The organism is Bradyrhizobium sp. OK095, assembly GCF_900109945.1.
Lineage (GTDB): Bacteria > Pseudomonadota > Alphaproteobacteria > Rhizobiales > Xanthobacteraceae > Bradyrhizobium.
The window spans coordinates 202,108-216,836 of sequence record NZ_FOBX01000007.1; the positions used below are offsets into that span (position 1 = coordinate 202,108).

Consider the following 14,729-nt stretch of genomic DNA (forward strand, 5'->3'; position numbering starts at 1 on the left):
GCGGCAGCCTATTTTTGCTCCAGCCGCCAGGCGCCGTCCCAGCCCGCGTCCGGCGGATTGGTCTCGAACTGCGCGATGCGGGCAAGCAGCGTGCGCGAGGGGCCGTCGCCGGGGACGGCTTCGAGCGCCGCATTGAAGGCGGTGCGCGCATCGTCGAAGCGCTGTGCGCGATAGGCGGTGAGACCTTCGGCGTAATGCGTGCGCAGGCTTTCCTGGGGAACACTGAGCCCGTGTGCCTTGCTCATCACCTCGAAGATTGCTTGCGACGCGCTCTGGCCGGCGACCGCGAGGCGATCGATCTCGCGCAGCTCGAGCTGTGCGCCGATCGCATCTGCGGTCGCCTGCGAGATCAGGATGCGGGTGCCGTAGACTTTGTTGACGGCTTCCAGCCGCGAGGCGAGGTTCACGGCATCGCCCATCACGGTAAAGCTCATCATCAGTTCGGAGCCGATGCTGCCGGTCAGGACCTCGCCGGTAGCAATACCGATGCGCAGATCGCACGGCGCGGGCATGGCGCGGATGCCCAGGAGATCCGGCAATTGCTTCTGCAGTGCGGGCACCTGGTCGGCCATGTCGACGGCGGCGAAGCAGGCGAGCAGTGCCGGCTCGTCTTCCTCGATGAAGGGCGGGCCCCAATAGGCCATGATCGCGTCGCCGATATATTTGTCGATGACGCCGCGGTGCGTCCTGATCGGAGCGGACATCACGGTGAAATAGTGATTCATCACCTTGACGAGGCCGCGCGGCGTCATGCCCTCGCTCATCGAGGTAAAATTGCTCATGTCGGAAAACATGATGGTCATGACTCGCCGCTGGCCGTCGATGGCCACGTCCGGGCGGTCGATCAGGCCTTGCACCACTTTGGGATCGATGTAGCGGCCAAACGTCTCGCGGATGCGCTCGTTGTGCCGGAGCTGCTCGGTCATCCGGTTGAAAGCCGCGGCGAGTTCGCCGATTTCATCATGGGTGGACACGGTGATGGTCTTGTCGAAGCGGCCCGCCTCGACCTCGCGGGTGCCGGCGAGCAGCAGCCGCACCGGGCGCGTGATGCCGCCGGACACCATGAGCGCAAACACAAAGCCGACGACGGCCGCAAGCAACGTCACGACGCCCGAAACGACGATAGCCTGATGCTGACGGCCGATCACCTGAGAGGTCGAGAAGAAGACCTGCGTCAGCATGTCGGCGCGGATCGCATCGACTTTCCGGTTGAACGCGGCGCGCAGCGTGTCGAGCTGCTCCAGCGTGCCGCGGGCCTCCGCCATCTGCTTGGCGTCGACCTGCTTGAGCAGTTTCGCGTTGCCTTCGTCCAAATCGCGCCGCAACTCGCTGACGGCGGTTTCGATCCGGACGTCGAGCCGTGCCAGCGCGGCATTGTCGGAAAAAGTGCTGGGATCGTCGATGATCGCGTTGATGAGCTTGCGAGCGGTCTCGGCTTCTTCCTCGAACTTGCGGTCCAATCCCTCGAAGTCGCGAAGCCGCGCCGCGTAAGCCTCCTCGTCGGACGGCGCCCCCATCCTGGCCATGACCATTTGCCGGAGCGCCAGCGCCCGCTCCAGCGAGCGGATATTGGCGCGTGCCAGATGACTATAGGCCGGGATGTATCGGTTGCTCAGCTCGCCCAGCAGGACGCCGACCTGGCTCGACATCACCATCGACAGGATCGAGGTGACGACCATCAGGACGATCAGTCCGAGGGCGATGCCGACGATTTTGCGCCGGATCGTCTGATTGAAAAGCGGCATGGGTGTGGGGCAAGGGCTGAAAGGAGGCTTGATGGAACTCAATACACCGGATTTGGCCGTGGGAACACGCGCAATCTGGCCATCTGTGGCGCCGAGAGCCGTCCGCAACCGTCGCGGGAGCCCTATTCGTTAACAAAGGTTAAGAACGCTGCTCTATCCCCCGTTGCACAAGTTCCCGCGTTCCATCGGTATTTTGCCGCATTGTTGCGGGAGCGTGAGGAATCCGAAACGATGCCGTGTCATCGTTTTTGATGTCGTTTTGATTCTCGAGCCGCATGTCGTCGCGGACTTTGGTTTGTACTGGTTTCGCAGGGGGACCACGCAATGAACCAGTGCCTACGCTCGCTCGCGTGTGTCGTTGCCATGGCCGCCTTGGCGCTTCTCCCGACGGAGCTGGCGGCGAAGAGCAAGTCATCAGCGCCGAAAAAAACGCATGAGGCCAAAGCCGGCAAGCAGCGCCATGCTGCGACCGGCAAGCACGGCAAGCATGCCGAGGCCAAACGCAAGTCGAAGAAGCAGGATGACGAGCCCGCGGACAAGCCGGCGGCGCCGCCGCTGACCGGCGACCTCGCCGCGCTGAAGGACGCGATCGATCTCGCGCGCAAGGGCAAGACCGACGATGCGACCGCCGCACGCGACCGTATCGCTGACCCTGCCGGACAGAAGCTCGCCGACTGGTTCATGCTGCGCCATTCCGAGAGCACGGCACCTTTCAAGCGCTACGCCGCCTTCGTCGTCGCCAATCCGGACTGGCCGAGCAGCGCACTTTTGCGCCGCCGCGCCGAGGCGCGGCTGTGGCAGGAGAAGAGCGACGCGGCCATTGTGCACAAATTCACGATGGACCGCCCGACCAGCGCCAAGGGCAAGTTCGCGCTCGCCCGCGTGCTGCTGGCTGAAGGCGATAACGACAGGGCAACGCGCCTCGTCCGCGACGCCTGGCGCTCGGAGGAATTGTCCGAACGCAGCGAGGAGGAGTCCTACGAGGCGTTCCGCGATCTCTTCACCGCTGAGGATCACCGCGCCCGCATGGACAAGCGGCTCGGCGCCAAGGACTATGCCGGCGCAAGGCGCGCGGCCAAGCGGCTCGGCGAGGATGCGCTCGCGATCGTGAAAGCCTGCTCCGCCGTCACCGGCAAGGCCAGCAAGGCCAAGGACTATCTCGACGACGTCTCGACAGAAGCGCGCCGCGACCTCGGCTATGTCCTCTGCCGCGCGCAATGGCATCTCCAGAACGACCGCATCGACGACGCGGCCGAGGTGATCCTGGCCGCCGCACCCGACACGATGGCGGCGCAGGACACGGATGCGTGGTGGCGCGAACGCCGCCTGCTGGCGCGAAAGCTGCTCGACCAGGGCAAGTCTAGGACGGCCTACGACGTGGTGCGCGCCGCAGCGATCCCGGCGATGGAGGTCTACCGCGTCGACTATCATTTCATGTGCGGCTGGATCGCGCTGCGCTATCTCGACGATCCCAGGGCGGCGATGGTGCATTTCGCCGCGATCGACGAAGGCTCGCCCAATCCGCTCGCGCTGTCGCGCGCGCATTACTGGCGCGGCCGCGCCGCCGAAGCGATGGGCGCGACTGCGGACGCGCAGCTGAGCTATCGGACCGCGGCGCGCTATCCGACCGCCTATTACGGCCAGCTCGCCCGCGCCAGGCTTGGCCTCGACCGGATCGAGCTGCGGCCGCCCTCGCCCGTGCTGGCCTCAGCCGACGCGCCGCCATCGGATGAGCGCGTGCGCGCCGCCGAGATGCTCTACGGCGTCGGCGAGCGCGACATGGTGTTTTACTACGCCGAGGATTTCGCCAAGGAGAGCACCGACGTCGCAGCGCTCGAAGCACTCGGCGAGCTCGCCGGCCGGCGCAACGACGCGCGCGTGATGCTGGAGGTCGGCAAATCGGCGCTGGCGCGCGGGCTCGCGCTCGACCATTACGCGTTCCCGACCATCGGCATCCCCGAGCACAAGCAGGTCGCGCCCGCGATCGAGACCAGCGTGATCTATTCGGTGGCGCGCACCGAAAGCTCGTTCGACCAGCGCGACAAGTCGTCCGCCAATGCGGTCGGCCTGATGCAGGTGACGCCGGAAGCGGGCCGCGATACCGCAAAGCGCTTCGGCCTAACCTACGATTGGGACAAGATGGTCTCCGATCCCGTCTACAACACGCAGATGGGCGCGGCCGAGCTCAGCGCGCTGCTGTCGGAATATCGCGGCGACCAGATCATGACCTTCGCCGGCTACAATGCCGGCCGCGGCCGCGTTCGCGAATGGGTGCAGGCGCACGGCGACCCCCGCGACCCCAAGGTCGATCCGGTCGACTGGGTCGAGCGCATCCCGCTCTCGGAGACGCGCAACTACGTCCAGCGCGTGATGGAGAACGTGCGGGTGTATCGCGCAAGGTTCGAGGGCAGCGGCGCGGTCGCCGGCAAGAGCGACGAACGCGTGGTGGCGAAGGATGCCAGCGCCGCCCCGCGCGCTGCCGCGACGCCGGTGGGATTTAACGGGTCGGAATAGCGAGCTTCGTAGGGTCGATTAGCCGGAGGCGTAATCCACCTCTTCTCGCGCGGCAAAGAACTTGGTGGATTACGCTTCGCTAATCCACCCTACGCAGCTACGAGACCCCCTCATTCCACCGTGATGTTCGCCGCCTTGATGATCGGCCACCATTTCGCGATTTCGGCCTTTTGCCGCGCGCCGAGCGCCTCCGGGGTGAGCTGATCCTTCGGCGTCATCTCGAGGCCCTGGCTTTCGAGCTGCTTCTTCACGGCGGGATCGTTCAGCGCCTCCACGGCGGCAGCATTGAGCCTGGTGACGATCTCCTTCGGCGTGCCCTTGGGCACCCACAGGCCCGACCACAGCGTCATGTTGAAGCCTTTCAGCCCCGCCTCCTCCGCGGTCGGAATCTCCGGCGCCGAGGCGAGGCGCTTGTCGTCGGTGACGGCGTAGGCGCGGATGGTGCCGGCGCGGACCTGGTTGATGGAATTGGAGGTCTGGTCGACGATGACGTCGATCTGGCCGGCGATGAGATCATTGAGCGCAGGCGCCGTGCCGCGATACGGCACATATTGCAGCTTGATGCCGCTGACGCTCTCGAAATAGACGCCGGCGATATGGCTGCCGGAGCCCGCGCCGGCGGTCCCGGCGGTCGGCGGCGACGGCCGCGATTTCAGCCACTCCATCAGCTCTTTCAGCGAGGTCGCAGGCACCGCGGTCTTACTGACGACGATCATGGGGTTGCTGGGCAAGAGCACCACCGGCTCGAGATCGGCGACGAGGTCGTATTTGAGCTTGTAGACGGCACCGTTGGCGACATGGGTGCCGAGATGGCCGAACGAGATCGTGTATCCATCCGGCGGCGACTGCACGGCGCGGCCGACGCCGATCGAGCCGCCCGCACCGGTGACGTTCTCGATCACCAGCGGCTGGCCGAGCGAGGTCCGCATCCGCTCTGCAAGCACGCGCGCCATCGCATCCGACGGGCCGCCGGCGGCGAAGGGAATAATGATTGTGATGGGATGCGAGGGATAGTCGTCGGCGCGCGCAGCACTTGCAACAGCGAGAATGCCGATCAGCCCGGCCCAGACCGCGTTCTTCATGGTGGTCTCCTCGACGATTCTTGTTTTTCTTTACCTCGCCCCGCTTGCGGGGAGAGGTCGAATTCGTGCGCAGCGCGAATTCGGGTGAGGGGGTACAGGTCTCACGAATATCTCATTCGCGGAGAGAGGCCCCTCACCCCAACCCTCTCCCCGTAAGAACGGGGCGAGGGAGAAGAAGCTAGAACTGCGTGTAGTCGATCGGCTTGTGGCGATCGAGCGTGCGGTCGACCTTCGGCAGCGGGTACTTCAGCCCGGTCGCGCAGTTGAACAGCATGACGCGTTCGGTCTTGCTGACGCGGCCGTCGGCGAGGCTGTCCTTGTAGGCGGCGTAGGTCGCGGCGCCCTCGGGGCAGAGCAGCAGCCCCTCCTCGCGCGCGACCTCGTTCAGCGCCGCCGAGATCTTGTCATCATCGACCGCAATGGCAAAGCCCTTGCTCTGCCGCACCGCGCGCAGGATGAGGAAATCGCCGATCGCCTGCGGCACGCGGATGCCCGACGCGATGGTGTGGGCGTCCTCCCAGCGCGTCGCATGCTCGGTGCCGGCATCATAAGCGCGCACCATCGGCGCGCAGCCGGAGGCCTGCACCGCGACCATGCGCGGGCGCTTGCTGCCGATGAAGCCGATCTTCTCGAGCTCGTCAAAGGCCTTCCACATGCCGATCAGGCCGGTGCCGCCGCCGGTCGGATAGAAGATCACGTCGGGCACGTCCCAGCCGAGCTGCTCGGCGAGCTCCAGGCCCATCGTCTTCTTGCCCTCGATGCGGTACGGCTCCTTCAGCGTCGAGGTGTCGAACCAGCCGACTTTTGCTTTGCCCTCGCCGACGATCTTGCCGCAATCATCGATATAGCCGTTGACGCGGTAGACGGTCGCGCCCTGCAGCTCGATCTCGCTGACATTCACCTCGGGCGTATCGGCCGGGCAGAAGATCGTGGTCTTGATGCCGCAGGACGTGGCATAGGCCGCGAGCGCCGCGCCGGCATTGCCGTTGGTCGGCATCGCCATGTGCTTGATGCCGAGCGCCTTGCCCATCGACACCGCCATCACCAGGCCGCGCGCCTTGAACGAGCCGGTCGGCAGCCGCCCCTCGTCCTTGACGATGATCTCGCCGCCGCCGAGCTTCTTCCCGAGCTTCGGCAGCCGGATCAGCGGCGTCGTGACCTCGCCGAGCGAGACGATGTCCTGGCATTTGCGCACCGGCAGCAGCTCGCGGTAGCGCCACATGTCGGCGGGGCGCTGGCTCAGTGCGTCCTTGGTCAGCGCCTTCTTCACGCCGGCGAGGTCGTAGCGAACGAGTAGCGGCTTGCCGGCCTTCGACAGATTATGGATCTGGTCGGCCGGATAATGATCGCCCTCCATCGCGCATTCCAGATGGGTGACGAAGGACGGGCGTTCGATGGTGAGGTTATCGTTGTCTTTCACGATTATTCCTTCGTGTTGCCGAGGTTCAAATGTTCAGTACGCGCCCATAAGCATCCAGCACGGCTTCCTTCATCATCTCCGACAGCGTCGGATGCGGGAACACCGTGTGCATCAGCTCTTCTTCCGTGGTCTCCAGGTTCATCGCGACGACGTAGCCCTGGATCAGCTCGGTCACTTCGGCGCCGACCATGTGGGCGCCGAGCAGCTGGCCGGTCTTCTTGTCGAAGATCACCTTGACCAGACCCTGGTCCTCGCCGAGCGCGATCGCCTTGCCGTTGCCGACGAAGGGGAAGCGGCCGACGCGGATTTCGCGGCCATTCTCCTTGGCCTTGGCTTCAGTCAGACCAACCGAGGCGACCTGCGGCTGGCAATAGGTGCAGCCGGGTATCAGCAGCTTGTCCATGGGGTGCGGATGCAGGCCCTTGATCGCCTCGACGCAGATCACGCCCTCATGCTCGGCCTTGTGCGCGAGCATCGGGGGACCAGCGACGTCGCCGATGGCGTAGATGCCGGGGATGTTGGTCTTGCCGTAACCGTCGATCACGATGCAGCCGCGGTCGGTTTTGACGCCGAGCTTTTCGAGGCCGAGATTTTCGATGTTGCCGACCACGCCGACCGCCGAGATCACGCGCTCGAACTCGGTAGTCACAGGCTTGCCCTTGCCGTCGTCGATGGTGGCAACGACGCTGTCGGCCTTCTTCTCGAGTTTTGTCACTTTGGTCGAGGACATGATCTTGATGCCCTGCTTCTCCAGACGCTTGCGCGCAAGGCCGGCGATCTCGGCATCTTCGACCGGCAGGATCTGCGGCAGCACTTCCACCACGGTGACGTCAGAACCCATCGTGTGGAAGAATGAGGCGAACTCGATGCCGATCGCGCCGGAGCCGACCACCAGCAGCGATTTCGGCATCTTCTCCGGGACCATCGCTTCAAAATAGGTCCAGATCAGCTTCTTGTCGGGCTCGAGCCCCGGCAGCACGCGCGGGCGCGCGCCGGTCGCGACGATGATATGCTTGGCCTGATAAGCCCCCTCGCCGAGCGTCCCTTTGGGACCTTCGACGTCGGACTTCTTCACGGTGACCTTGCCGGGCGCATCGATCGAGGCGGCGCCCCAGATCACGCTGACCTTGTTCTTCTTCATCAGGAAGCCGACGCCGTCGTTCAGCCGCTTGGAGACGCCGCGCGAGCGCTGCACCACCGCTTTCGGATCGAACGAGACGTTGTCCGCCGACAGGCCGTAATCCTTGGCATGCTGCATGTAGTGGTAGATCTCGGCCGAGCGCAGCAGCGCCTTGGTCGGGATACAGCCCCAGTTCAGGCAGATGCCGCCGAGATAGGATTTCTCGACAATCGCAACCTTGAAACCAAGCTGAGCGGCCCGGATCGCGGTGACATAGCCGCCGGGACCGGAGCCGATGATGATGACGTCGAAGGATGTGTCGGCCATTGCGGCTCCCATTCAACTGAACTTCGTAGGGTGGGCAAAGCGAAGCGTGCCCACCGCCTTCCAACGCTATGAAATAAGGTGGGCACGGCGCTTCGCGCCTTTGCCCACCCTACGTATGCACGGTCCGCTTCTCACACCATCATCATGACGGGATTTTCGATCAGCTGCTTGAAGGCGCCGATCAGCTCGGCGCCGAGCGCGCCGTCGATGGCGCGGTGATCGCACGACAGCGTCACGCTCATCATATGCGCGATCTCGATCTTGCCGCCGCGCACCACGGGCCGCTCCTCGCTGGTACCGACCGCAAGGATGGTCGCATGCGGCGGGTTGATCACGGCGGTGAAGTGGCTGATGCCGAACATGCCGAGGTTGGAGACGGCGGTGGTGCCGCCCTGGTATTCCTCGGGCTTCAGCTTGCGCGAACGGGCGCGCGCGGCAAAATCCTTCATCTCGTTGGAGATGGTCGAGAGCGTCTTGGTCTCGGCCTTGCGGATGATCGGCGTGATCAGGCCGCCGGGCATCGCGACCGCAACGCCGACGTCGGAATGGTGGTGCTTGACCATGCCGCTTTCGGTCCAGCTGACATTGCAGTTCGGGATCCTCTGCAGCGCCACCGCCATCGCCTTGATGACGAAGTCGTTGACCGAGATCTTGTAGAGCGGCTTCTTTTCCTTGTCCTTGGGAGCCGCCGCGTTGATCTCCTCGCGCGCGGCCATCAGCTTGCCGATGTCGCAGTCGATCGTGAGGAAGAAATGCGGGACGTTCTGGATCGACGCGGTCAGGCGCTGCGCGATGGTGCGGCGCATGCCGTCATGCGGGACGACCTCGTAGGAGCCGGGCTCGAACAGCGACAGGATCTGCTTGTCCGACATGGTCGGCGCGGCCGAGGGCGCGGATGAAGGCGCCGCGGCGGGGGCCTTGAGGCCCTTGCCGGACTTGGCCTGCTCGACGTCGCGGGCGACGACACGGCCGTGCGGGCCGGTGCCGGTGACCATCGCAACGTCGACGCCGGAATCCTTTGCGAGGCGGCGCGCCAGCGGTGAGGAGAACACGCGGCCGGCATGGCCGTTGCTCTGCACGGCCGGTGCTGCGGCCTGCGGCGCGGGTGCGGCGGCGGGCGGCGGAGCGGCCTTCGGGGCGGCGGGCGCCGGCGCAGCAGCGGGAGCCTCAGCAGCTTTCGGAGGCGCGGCCGACGCACTGGGCTTGGCAGCGCCAGCCGCCTTCACGTCCTCGCCTTCGCTGGCGAGCACCGCGATCACGTCATTGACCGGCACATCCTGCGTGCCCTCAGGCACCAGGATTTTGGCGATCGTGCCCTCGTCGATGGCCTCGACCTCCATGGTCGCCTTGTCGGTCTCGATCTCGGCGATGATATCGCCGGATTTGACCTTGTCGCCTTCCTTCTTCAGCCATTTGGCGAGGTTACCCTTCTCCATCGTTGGCGAGAGAGCGGGCATCAGGATGTTGATGGGCATGCTGACCTCAAGAAGAACTTTGCAAAAATTCGTCCCCGAAAGTGAGAACGAACAGACCAGATTTAGTTGCCGATGTCGCCTTGCCAGAGGCGCTCATTGGCAGGAACGGAACGCCAATTCTTCATCATGGTGATGGAGCGGTCGTCGGCAAGATCGATCCAGGGGATGCCGAACTTGTCGAGAATGTCCTTGGATCCCTCGAAGGTGACGGATTCCCCGATCACCACCAGCTTGACCTTGAACAAAGCGAGCGCGCCGGCACACATCGAGCATGGCGACAGCGTGGTGTACATGATTGTGTCGTGGAACGAGATCGCACCGGCCTCGCGCAGGCAGCTCATCTCGCCGTGCAGGATCACGTTGTTTTCCTGCACACGATTGTTGTGGCCACGGGCGATGATCTTGTTCTCGCGCGTCAGCACGGCGCCGATCGGCAGGCCGCCCTGCGCGATCGAGTCCTGCGCCTCGCGGATCGCCTCGAGCATAAAATCGAAATGGTAGGATTCGATCGCCACGGTCAGTGCCCCTTGCTGCGCGGCGTCGTAGTGCCGGTGTCCGTCGGACGCTCGATCTCCGCCTGGAACATCTCGATGATCCGGTTCAGGGCGTCTTCCTCGGTATATTCGCTCTCGCGCGCATAGGCGCGCGCAGCGTGGCGGGCGAGATCGACCAGCAGCAGCCCCCACATGTCGGGCTCCTCGAAGGCCCGCTGGAACGCCATCGACAGCCCGCCGTCCAGCACGAATACGCGCAGGATCTCGACCGCATCATCGCGGGCGAGAACGTCGGGTGGCAATGGCTGCTCCTTCGGGCCCGTCATGGCCTACCTGTAGCAGACAGCTTTGGCAGCCTCGACCACTTCCGCCACGGAGGGCAGCGCCAGCTTCTCCAGGTTCGCCGCATAAGGCATCGGCACGTCCTTGCCGGACACGCGCGTAACAGGCGCATCCAGATAGTCGAAGGCGTTCTCCATGATGCGCGCGGCGATCTCGGCGCCGACGCCGCTCTGGGCCCAGCCCTCTTCCACCGTCACGGCACGGCCGGTCTTCTTGACGGAGTTGATGATGGTCTCGGTGTCCATCGGGCGCAGCGTGCGCAAATCGATCACCTCGGCCTCGATGCCGTCCTTGGCGAGCTCGTCGGCGGCCTTGAGCGCATAGCTCATGCCGTTCGACCAGGAGATCAGGGTGACATGGCTACCGGAGCGCACGATGCGCGCCTTGCCGATCGGGATCACGAAATCGTCGAGCTTCGGCACTTCGCCGGTGTGCCCGTACAGCATCTCGTTCTCGAGGAAGATCACCGGATTGGGATCGCGGATCGCGGCCTTGAGCAGGCCCTTGTAATCGGCAGCCGAGAACGGCGCGACCACCTTCAGACCGGGAACGCTCGAGTACCAGGCCGAGTAATCCTGGCTGTGCTGGGCGGCGACGCGCGCAGCCGCGCCGTTCGGGCCGCGGAACACGATCGAGCAGCCCATCTGGCCGCCGGACATATAGAGCGTCTTGGCGGCGGAGTTGATGATCTGGTCGATCGCCTGCATGGCGAAGTTGAAGGTCATGAACTCGACGATCGGCTTCAGCCCGGTCATGGCGGCACCGACGCCGACGCCGGCAAAGCCGTGCTCGGTAATCGGGGTGTCGATGACGCGCTTGGCGCCGAATTCCTGGAGCAGGCCCTGGGTCACCTTGTAGGCGCCCTGATATTCGGCGACCTCCTCGCCCATCACGAAGACGTCGGGGTCGCGGCGCATCTCTTCGGCCATCGCGTCGCGCAGCGCTTCGCGGATGGTCTGGGTGATCATCTCGGTGCCTTCAGGCACTTCCGGATCGGGCTCGGCGGCAGCCTGCGGCGCGGGCGCAGCCTTTGTCTCTGAAGACTTGGCTGCCGGCGCTTCGGCCTTTGCAGCGGCCGGCGGCGCAGACTCTGCGGCCGGCTTGGCCGGCGCGGGCGCTTTCGCGAGATCGGCCGCGCTCTCGCCATCCGCCAAAATGGTCGCGATCGGCGTGTTGACGGGAACGTCGGCGGTACCTTCGGCGATCAGGATCTTGCCGAGCGTGCCCTCGTCGGTCGCCTCGACCTCCATGGTGGCCTTGTCGGTTTCGATCTCGGCGATCACGTCGCCGGACTTGATCGTCTCACCCTCTTTTTTCAGCCATTTGGAGAGGTTGCCCTTCTCCATCGTGGGCGACAACGCGGGCATCAGCACTTGAATTGGCATATCGGCTCCAAAAGAAAGCTTGCGCGCGTTCAGCGGTAAACGTCGGTCCAGAGCTCGGCGGCTTCCGGCTCGGGATCATGCTGGGCAAAGTCGGCGGAGGCGTTGACGATGTCGCGCACTTCCGCGTCGATCGCCTTCAGATCCTGCTCGCTGACCTTGGCCGCGAGCAGGCGGTTGCGCACCTGCTCAATCGGGTCCTGATCATGGCGAACCTTCTCGACCTCCTCGCGCGTGCGATATTTTGCAGGGTCGGACATCGAGTGACCGCGATAGCGGTAGGTCTGCATTTCCAAAATCATCGGCCCTTTGCCGGAGCGGCACCAGGCTGCGGCTTCGTCGCCGGCGGCCTTCACGGCGCGGACGTCCATGCCGTCGACTTGCAGGCCGGGAATATTGAAGGACGCGCCGCGCTTCGAAAAATCCTGCTGCGCCGAGGCGCGCGAGACCGCGGTGCCCATGGCGTAGCGGTTGTTCTCGATGACGTAGATCACCGGCAACTTCCAGAGCTCGGCCATGTTGAAGCTCTCATAGACCTGGCCCTGATTGGCCGCGCCATCGCCGAAATAGGCGACGCTGACATTGTCGTTACCACGATAGTGGTTGGCGAAGGCCAGACCCGTGCCGAGCGAGACCTGGGCGCCGACGATGCCGTGGCCACCGTAAAAGTGCTTCTCCTTGCTGAACATGTGCATGGAGCCGCCCTTGCCCTTGGAATAACCGCCGCGGCGGCCGGTGAGCTCGGCCATGACGCCGTTGGCCTCCATGCCGGTGGCCAGCATATGGCCGTGATCGCGATAGCCGGTGATGATCTGATCGCCCTGTTTCAGGGCCATCTGCATACCGACCACCACGGCCTCCTGGCCGATATAGAGATGGCAGAAGCCGCCGATCGCACCCATGCCGTAGAGCTGGCCGGCCTTTTCCTCGAACCGCCGGATCAGGAGCATCTCGCGGAGCGCCTTGAGCTCCTGCTCCCTCGTGAATTCCGGGGGCGAGCCGCCGTCGGTCTTGTCCTGTGCAGCGCCTGCGGCGGCTTTCTTGGGTGCGGCCATGGGAATTCCGGGTCAGAGAAAACTTTCGTCCTCTCTAACCCAGTTCAAACGCCGTTGGAAAGCACCACGGCAGCATGGCACGACTTTCATTATGCCGCACTGCAACGTGACCGAAATTTTGCAAAACCTTTGGGCTTGATCAGGCAACTTTAGCTCACCCGCCAACGAAGCAGGCACGAGCAGCCGAGGTGACGAAATTCGGACCCGCTCATATGCGGGTCCGAGCCCTCGCGCGTGTCCGATTCGCAGCGCCTCCTACCAGCCGAGCTCGCGCAAATATGCTGCGCGGGCGGCAACGCCGGTATGCGTAAAGTCGGTGAAGACCCCGTCGACGCCGAGACGGAAGAATTTGAGATATTCAAGGCTGGGATCGCCGCGATAATCGGCAGCGAGGTATTTCTTCTCGTTCCGGAACGTGAAGACGTGCACGAACAGACCAAGCTTGTGCGCATCGGCGATCAGGCTGGTTGCCTCCTGCGTCGAAGCGTCCGGCGTCGATCCCTTGGTGGGCGTGCCGTCGGCGTTGCTGTCCTTCCACGGCGCGATCTTGAGCGGAACGATATAGGCCTTCCACGGTCCGATGGCGTCGGCATAGGTCTTGATCTCGGCAAGGCCCTCGGGGGTCAGCATCGCATCATACAGGCGCGCATCGCCCGACACCGTCCAGTCGAACGGACGCGAATTGGTGATGTTGTTGAGGAGAACCTTGCCGGTTTTGAAGTCGATGCCGTTGCCGTCGACGAGTTGCACCTGCCGCGTCTGAAGGCCGTGGCTGCGCATATATTTCAGGCTGCCGGGCTCGAAGCTCTGAACCAGGATCGGCGCGTCCTTGGTATTGAGGCCATTGTCCTTGATGATCTTGATCAGGGCATCCTCGAGCGGATGGCTGCCGGCCGCGCCGCAGCCGTTCGCAATCGCCTGGGCATTGTTCCAGGTCGGGTTCTTGGTCTCGGGATAGACGAGGATGGAACGCCCGGTCTCCTTGCTCCTGGCCTTGGCGATGTCGATGACATCCTGGAAGCTGATGACCGGGAATTTGCCGTTGAAGACTTTGGGCCGCTCGTTGGCCGCATCATAGGTGGTGCCGCCGATCCAGCCCTTCAGCTCGGCCATGGTGAAATCGGTGATCGACCAGTCGTTGGTGTGGTCCTCACCATCGACGATCAATGACTTCAGCACTGATTTTGGATCGGCCGGATCGGTGAGATCCGTCAAATAGTCGCTCGGCGTGCTGGCGGAAGCTGGCGCCTTGATGCGCACGCCTGATACCGTGCGCTTGCGCGCCGCCACGGCCGCATTGGTCTTCGCCACCTCGGCAACGTTGGTATTGTCGCTGAGCCAGGGGTTATGACGCACGACCAGGACGCAATCCTTGGTCAGGTGCAAATCCTCTTCGAGCGCATCGGTCCCGAGCGCCGCGGCGAGGTCGTACGACGCCTCGGTCTCTTCAGGCACCAGTCCCGGCACGCCGCGATGTCCGAGAATCAGCGGCGCTTTTCCGTCGACGGTCAGGAAGGGTTTTGCGCCTGATGGCGCCGGGCCGGATTGTGCGACGGCCATCGACGGCGCAAGCAAAGCCAGGGCCGCCGCGCCGAGCAGCATCGCTCCCATACGTTTTGTCCGTCCTGATCCACCGTTCCGCATCACCAAGCCTCCGTCTTTGCCCGGCCTCGCTTCGAATGCCACGGGCGCCGAACCGAATACGGCCGACGCTGTCGTATTGTCTCAAGACTCTGACAAAGGGATGACGACGGAACGGGCGGCGCAGAGTTG

11 protein-coding genes are annotated in these 14,729 nt (G+C 64.2%); 1 reads left to right on the forward strand and 10 read right to left on the reverse strand.

What is annotated here, in order from left to right; all coding sequences use genetic code 11:
- Positions 1 to 8: 8 nt before the first annotated feature.
- Positions 9 to 1,745 carry an adenylate/guanylate cyclase domain-containing protein gene (locus BMW89_RS19950; protein ID WP_177196184.1) on the reverse strand — a complete coding sequence of 579 codons (1,737 nt, stop codon included), beginning with the start codon at positions 1,743 to 1,745 and terminating at the stop codon, positions 9 to 11.
- A gap of 324 nt (positions 1,746 to 2,069) precedes the next feature.
- Between BMW89_RS19950 and BMW89_RS19955 the strand changes: the two genes are divergently transcribed.
- On the forward strand, positions 2,070 to 4,259 hold the full coding sequence (locus tag BMW89_RS19955) for a lytic transglycosylase domain-containing protein (protein ID WP_092028703.1): 2,190 nt from the start codon (positions 2,070 to 2,072) through the stop codon (positions 4,257 to 4,259).
- Positions 4,260 to 4,369: 110 nt separating this feature from the next.
- Here BMW89_RS19955 and BMW89_RS19960 read toward each other — a convergent pair whose 3' ends face one another.
- The 9 genes from BMW89_RS19960 to BMW89_RS20000 all read right to left on the reverse strand — a co-directional run bounded on the left by BMW89_RS19960 (position 4,370) and on the right by BMW89_RS20000 (position 14,567).
- Positions 4,370 to 5,341, reverse strand: a complete 972-nt coding sequence (locus BMW89_RS19960) for a tripartite tricarboxylate transporter substrate binding protein BugD (protein ID WP_092028704.1) — start codon at positions 5,339 to 5,341, stop codon at positions 4,370 to 4,372.
- 178 nt (positions 5,342 to 5,519) lie between these two features.
- Positions 5,520 to 6,761, reverse strand: a complete 1,242-nt coding sequence (locus tag BMW89_RS19965; RefSeq protein ID WP_092028705.1) for a threonine synthase — start codon at positions 6,759 to 6,761, stop codon at positions 5,520 to 5,522.
- A gap of 25 nt (positions 6,762 to 6,786) precedes the next feature.
- Positions 6,787 to 8,208 carry a dihydrolipoyl dehydrogenase gene (lpdA, locus tag BMW89_RS19970; RefSeq protein WP_092028706.1) on the reverse strand — a complete coding sequence of 474 codons (1,422 nt, stop codon included), beginning with the start codon at positions 8,206 to 8,208 and terminating at the stop codon, positions 6,787 to 6,789.
- A 131-nt stretch (positions 8,209 to 8,339) separates the two neighbouring features.
- The gene (locus tag BMW89_RS19975; RefSeq protein ID WP_092028707.1) at positions 8,340 to 9,683 is read right to left on the reverse strand and encodes a pyruvate dehydrogenase complex dihydrolipoamide acetyltransferase; all 1,344 of its coding nucleotides are present in this window, start codon (positions 9,681 to 9,683) and stop codon (positions 8,340 to 8,342) included.
- A 62-nt stretch (positions 9,684 to 9,745) separates the two neighbouring features.
- Positions 9,746 to 10,198 carry a nucleoside deaminase gene (locus BMW89_RS19980; protein WP_092028708.1) on the reverse strand — a complete coding sequence of 151 codons (453 nt, stop codon included), beginning with the start codon at positions 10,196 to 10,198 and terminating at the stop codon, positions 9,746 to 9,748.
- A gap of 2 nt (positions 10,199 to 10,200) precedes the next feature.
- Positions 10,201 to 10,503, reverse strand: a complete 303-nt coding sequence (locus BMW89_RS19985; protein WP_092028709.1) for a DUF5076 domain-containing protein — start codon at positions 10,501 to 10,503, stop codon at positions 10,201 to 10,203.
- Positions 10,504 to 10,506: 3 nt separating this feature from the next.
- The gene (locus BMW89_RS19990) at positions 10,507 to 11,904 is read right to left on the reverse strand and encodes a pyruvate dehydrogenase complex E1 component subunit beta (protein ID WP_092028710.1); all 1,398 of its coding nucleotides are present in this window, start codon (positions 11,902 to 11,904) and stop codon (positions 10,507 to 10,509) included.
- A gap of 29 nt (positions 11,905 to 11,933) precedes the next feature.
- Entirely contained in the window at positions 11,934 to 12,956 is a 1,023-nt protein-coding gene (gene pdhA / locus BMW89_RS19995; protein ID WP_092028711.1) for a pyruvate dehydrogenase (acetyl-transferring) E1 component subunit alpha, read from the reverse strand.
- Between the two features lie 255 nt (positions 12,957 to 13,211).
- The gene (locus BMW89_RS20000) at positions 13,212 to 14,567 is read right to left on the reverse strand and encodes a glycerophosphodiester phosphodiesterase family protein (protein WP_092028712.1); all 1,356 of its coding nucleotides are present in this window, start codon (positions 14,565 to 14,567) and stop codon (positions 13,212 to 13,214) included.
- Positions 14,568 to 14,729: the final 162 nt, after the last annotated feature.

Coding starts and splice junctions, on each gene's coding strand:
- BMW89_RS19950 (WP_177196184.1), bottom strand. CDS start 1,745: ATGCCGCTTTTCAATCAGACGATCCGGCGCAAAATCGTCGGCATCGCC.
- BMW89_RS19955 (WP_092028703.1), top strand. CDS start 2,070: ATGAACCAGTGCCTACGCTCGCTCGCGTGTGTCGTTGCCATGGCCGCC.
- BMW89_RS19960 (WP_092028704.1), bottom strand. CDS start 5,341: ATGAAGAACGCGGTCTGGGCCGGGCTGATCGGCATTCTCGCTGTTGCA.
- lpdA (WP_092028706.1), bottom strand. CDS start 8,208: ATGGCCGACACATCCTTCGACGTCATCATCATCGGCTCCGGTCCCGGC.
- BMW89_RS19975 (WP_092028707.1), bottom strand. CDS start 9,683: ATGCCCATCAACATCCTGATGCCCGCTCTCTCGCCAACGATGGAGAAG.
- BMW89_RS19985 (WP_092028709.1), bottom strand. CDS start 10,503: ATGACGGGCCCGAAGGAGCAGCCATTGCCACCCGACGTTCTCGCCCGC.
- BMW89_RS19990 (WP_092028710.1), bottom strand. CDS start 11,904: ATGCCAATTCAAGTGCTGATGCCCGCGTTGTCGCCCACGATGGAGAAG.
- pdhA (WP_092028711.1), bottom strand. CDS start 12,956: ATGGCCGCACCCAAGAAAGCCGCCGCAGGCGCTGCACAGGACAAGACC.
- BMW89_RS20000 (WP_092028712.1), bottom strand. CDS start 14,567: ATGGGAGCGATGCTGCTCGGCGCGGCGGCCCTGGCTTTGCTTGCGCCG.